General features: G+C 44.7%; 3 protein-coding genes. All 3 read left to right on the top strand.

Annotated features, from left to right (window positions below; translation table 11 throughout):
• Positions 1-549: 549 nt before the first annotated feature.
• The 3 genes from JUI58_RS03055 to JUI58_RS03045 all read left to right on the top strand — a co-directional run bounded on the left by JUI58_RS03055 (position 550) and on the right by JUI58_RS03045 (position 4,519).
• Positions 550-1,596: an aspartate-semialdehyde dehydrogenase gene (locus tag JUI58_RS03055; RefSeq protein WP_239121235.1), complete on the top strand. Its 1,047-nt coding sequence runs from the start codon at positions 550-552 to the stop codon at positions 1,594-1,596.
• A gap of 65 nt (positions 1,597-1,661) precedes the next feature.
• Positions 1,662-2,543, top strand: coding sequence for a 4-hydroxy-tetrahydrodipicolinate synthase (dapA, locus tag JUI58_RS03050; RefSeq protein ID WP_204102271.1), 882 nt, complete (start codon positions 1,662-1,664; stop codon positions 2,541-2,543).
• Positions 2,544-2,599: 56 nt separating this feature from the next.
• Positions 2,600-4,519 (top strand): ribonuclease J, encoded by a 1,920-nt coding sequence (locus JUI58_RS03045; RefSeq protein ID WP_204102270.1) that lies wholly within the window; start codon positions 2,600-2,602, stop codon positions 4,517-4,519.
• The last annotated feature ends 155 nt before the right edge of the window (positions 4,520-4,674 follow it).

The raw sequence follows: 4,674 nt of genomic DNA, 5'->3' as shown, positions 1-4,674 counted from the left end.
TGTTTAACTGCTAACGACAGAGCGGGGAACTAGCTTCGCATTCCCAGGTGTCGTGACCCAAATAACGTAGTACGCGGGGTACTTAGTCTGGTCAGAACGGCCTGTTAGATTTCTCTTTCAAGCCTCATGCCTAAGGGCTGAGGTTTCTGACCGAGCGCTCGCTTTCTGAACAAGTTATCTATCTTAGTTGCTTTCTCTGGCTAACCTATACGATAATAATATATTTGGGTCTAGTCTTGACGCAATCTCAATATTTGTTATATTTACTGAAAAAAGTTATCAGTCTCGATGCAGAGATTTTTTGAGGGAAACCGCATCGGGCGATCGAGAAAGATAATCCAGCAAAAACTTTTTTGATGCTACAATGGAGGTCAAAATATGCTAAAAACGTCTTGAACGCTGGAAAATACCTAAAAAAGCTCATATTTTTTGCAAAATCAATACTTTATAGAAAGTAACCAACCTATGGTTTTCAGGATAATTTTCAAACTAAAGTTCGGTTTGAGAACTGGATTGACTTATTTTTAGAAAAATGGAGGCATCAATACATTGTCTGAGCAAAGAGTTCGCGTAGCAATTTTAGGGGCGACGGGAGCAGTAGGAACGGAGTTAATCGCACTCCTACAAGAACGTCGATTTCCCGTTGCTTCCCTCAAGTTGTTGGCATCACCGCGATCGGCAGGAAGGAAGATTTCCTTTGGCGGGGAAAGTTTAACGGTTGAACCGGTTGAAGAGGCATCTTTCCAAAATATAGATTTGGTGTTAGCTTCGGCGGGAGGATCTACCTCAAAACAATGGGCGGATACAATCGTTAAAGCTGGAGCCGTCATGATTGACAATTCCAGTGCTTTTCGCATGGATGCCGATGTTCCGCTCATTGTCCCAGAAATTAACCCAGAAGCGGCAAGCCAACATCAAGGAATTATTGCTAATCCCAACTGTACGACGATTCTGATGGGCATGGCGGTATATCCCCTACACTGCATCCAACCGATCCAACGCATTATTGTGGCAACTTATCAGTCTGCAAGCGGTGCGGGAGCAAGGGCAATGGAAGAGGTTAAAATTCAATCTCGAGCAATTTTAGAGGGGAGGGAACCCCAAGCTGAAATTCTCCCTTATCCTCTCGCTTTTAATCTTTTTCCCCACAATTCTCCTTTAGGCGAAAATGGGTATTGTCAGGAAGAAATGAAAATGGTGAACGAAACCCGCAAGATCTTCAATGCCCCTCAATTAAGGGTAAGCGCAACTTGCATCCGCGTCCCCGTTCTCCGCGCCCATTCAGAAGCGATTAATATGGAATTTAATGCGCCCTTTTCGGTCCAAAAAGCCAGAGAAATTTTGTCAGCTACACCAGGAGTTCGTTTAGTCGAAGATTGGCAAAAAAATTATTTTCCCATGCCCATAGAAGCATCGGGACAAGATGATGTTTTCGTGGGACGCATTCGCCAAGATATTTCTCATCCAAATTGTTTAGAATTATGGTTGAGTGGCGATCAAATTCGGAAAGGAGCAGCCTTAAACGCCATCCAAATTGCCGAATTATTGGTCGAAAAGAATTGTTTAAAGCCTCAAAGAATAGCTGTTTCCGTGTAAACCAATAGTAAATAAATCTAGTAAATAAATCATAAACTTCAGGAGTAATAAGCAGTGTGGTAGAGATAGGCTTTGGTCGAGTGGTTACGGCAATGATTACGCCATTTAAAACAGATGGCAGTGTCAATTATGAAACCGCACAAAAACTGGCATCGTATTTAGTTGAAAATGGTTCTGATACGATTTTACTTTGCGGAACTACAGGAGAATCTCCTACCTTAACAAGAGAAGAGGAATATCAACTCTTTCAAGAAGTGAAAATGGCGATCGCCGATCGCGGTAAAGTGTTAGCAGGGACGGGTTCAAATTCAACCCAAGATGCGATCGCGGCAACCCAAAAAGCCGCAAAATTGGGGATAGATGGAACATTACAAGTCGTTCCCTACTACAATAAACCACCCCAATCTGGATTGTACCAACACTTTAAAGCGATCGCCGAGGCTTGCCCGGATCTCCCCCTAATGCTTTATAATATTCCCAGTCGTACCGGATGTAATTTAGAACCGGAAACCGTGATTGAACTGGCAAAAATTGATAATATTATTGGGATCAAAGAAGCCAGTGGCAGTCTCGATGCAGCCAGTCAAATCCGAGCTTCAACCCCTAACAATTTTGCCATCTATTCTGGAGATGATTCCTTAACGCTTCCCCTGTTAGCCGTCGGAGGAAATGGTGTAGTTAGCGTTGCCAGTCATCTTGTCGGAAATGCCCTGCAAGACGCGATCGCCGCCTGCGAAAATGGCGAACTCCAAGTCGCAACCGCCATCCATTTGAAATTATTTCCCCTTTTTAAAGCCTTGTTCTATAGCACAAATCCTATCCCCATCAAAACAGCATTAAAGTTACAGGGTTGGGATGTGGGGGGAGTGCGGCTGCCATTGTGCGAAATTCCTGCTGAAGTAGAAACTAAATTGAAGGCAGTACTAGAAGAATTAGGGCTTTTATAAAACAGCAAACCAACAAAACAACAACAAAACAACAACAAAACAACAACAAAGACAACATGACTAATAAACAAGCAAAACTGAAAATTATTCCTCTCGGAGGATTGCATGAAATTGGCAAAAATACCTGCATTTTTGAATACGAAGATGAAATGATTCTGCTGGATGCAGGATTGGGATTTCCCACAGATGGAATGCACGGAATTAATATTATCTTGCCGGATATGACCTACGTGCAGGAGAACCGCCAGAAAATTAAAGGTATGATTGTCACCCACGGCCACGAAGATCATATTGGCGGCATTGCTTATCATCTCAAGCAATTTGATATTCCCGACATTTACGGACCGCGCTTGGCTATGACCTTATTGCGGGACAAATTAAAGGAAGCGGGTGTTAGCGATCGCACCACCTTACACAAGGTTTTACCCCGAGATATGGTTCGCATCGGCAAACACTTCCTAGTAGAATATATTCGCAATACCCACTCTATGGCGGATAGTTTTACCGTCGCCATTCACACACCCCTAGGAGTCATTATTCACACGGGGGATTTTAAAATTGACTTTACCCCCGTAGACGGCGAACATTTCGATCTGCAAAAATTAGCAGAACATGGAGAAAAAGGCGTACTCTGCCTTTTGAGCGATTCCACCAACGCCGAAACCCCCGGTCATACCCCCTCAGAACAAGCCGTTTATCCCCACTTGGATCGCATCGTCGCCCAAACCCCAGGACGATTATTCATCACTACTTTTGCCTCCTCCGTGCATCGGGTTAATATCATTTTGCAATTGGCGCAAAAACACGATCGCAAAGTTATTATCGTCGGGCGATCGATGTTGAATGTAATCGCCCACGCCCGAGAACTTGGCTATATTAAGTGTCCCGACGATATTTTCTTACCTTTAAGAGCGTTATCGACCTTACCCGATGAAAAACTCCTCATTCTCACCACAGGCTCCCAAGGCGAAACCCTCGCCGCCTTAACGCGAATTTCCCATGATTCCCACCGTCAAGTTCGCATTAAAAAAGGAGATACCGTCGTTTTCTCCGCCAACCCCATTCCAGGCAATACCATTGGAGTCGCCGACACCATCGATCGCCTGATGATGCGCGGGGCAAAAGTCATTTACGGTCGTCACCAGGGCATTCACGTCTCCGGCCACGGCTCCCAAGAAGACCATAAACTAATGCTGGCCTTGACCAAACCCAAGTTTTTCGTCCCCGTCCACGGTCAACACCGAATGCTGGTGCAACACGCCAAGTTAGGTCATAGCATGGGCATCCCCGAAGAAAATATTGTCATTATCAATAATGGGGATATTGTCGAACTGACCCCAGATAGTATTGCAATTGCAGGTCAAGTGCCTTCAGGCATTAAATTAGTGGATAGTTCGGGCATCGTTCACGACGAAGTGATGAAAGAACGCCAGCAATTGGCTGAAGATGGAGTTATCACCGTCGCCGCCGCCGTCGATCGCCAACTGAAACTGATCGCCCCTCCAGAAGTGCATCTACGGGGAGTCGCGGCAAACATCGAGCAATTATTTTTGCAACATTTGGTTATTCGTACTATCGAACAGACTCTCAGCGAACGAGGTCGGGAGTTTGTGCGAAGGATTGAAGAAGACAAAACCGATATTGATTGGATTGGCTTAAAAACAGAAATTGAAGGGCATTTAGAACGGTTAGCGCTGCGAGAATTGCGGTGTCGTCCTTTGGTTGTGTTCCTGTTACAAAACCCCGAACCGATTGCCCATTTTGAAATACCTGTGACTCCCGCTCCCAAACCGCCAACCTTGAAAAAACCTGTAGAGAAAATTCTGTCTAAAACGGAAAAGATTGCGTCTAAAGCAGAAATAATAGAAACAGAAACAACAGAAACAAAAGCAGAAACAAAAGCAGAAACAACGACTTCGCCAACTCGGACAATTTCCCGACGGCGGCGGCGTTCTGCAGCTTCGGTTGCTAGTTAATAATTGATAGTTGATAGTTGATAGTTGATAATTAACTGTTGATAATTAACTGTTTAGGACTTACGCAGCTAGGGAGCGAACTTACGCAGCTAGGGAGCGAACTTACGCAGCTAGGGAGCGAACTTACGCAGCTAGGGAGCGAACTTACGCAGCTA

The sequence above is a fragment of the Spirulina sp. CCY15215 genome, assembly GCF_016888125.1.
Lineage (GTDB): Bacteria > Cyanobacteriota > Cyanobacteriia > Cyanobacteriales > Spirulinaceae > CCY15215.
The sequence above is the reverse complement of the archived record's forward strand: the minus strand, read 5'-3'. Positions and strand labels throughout refer to the sequence as shown.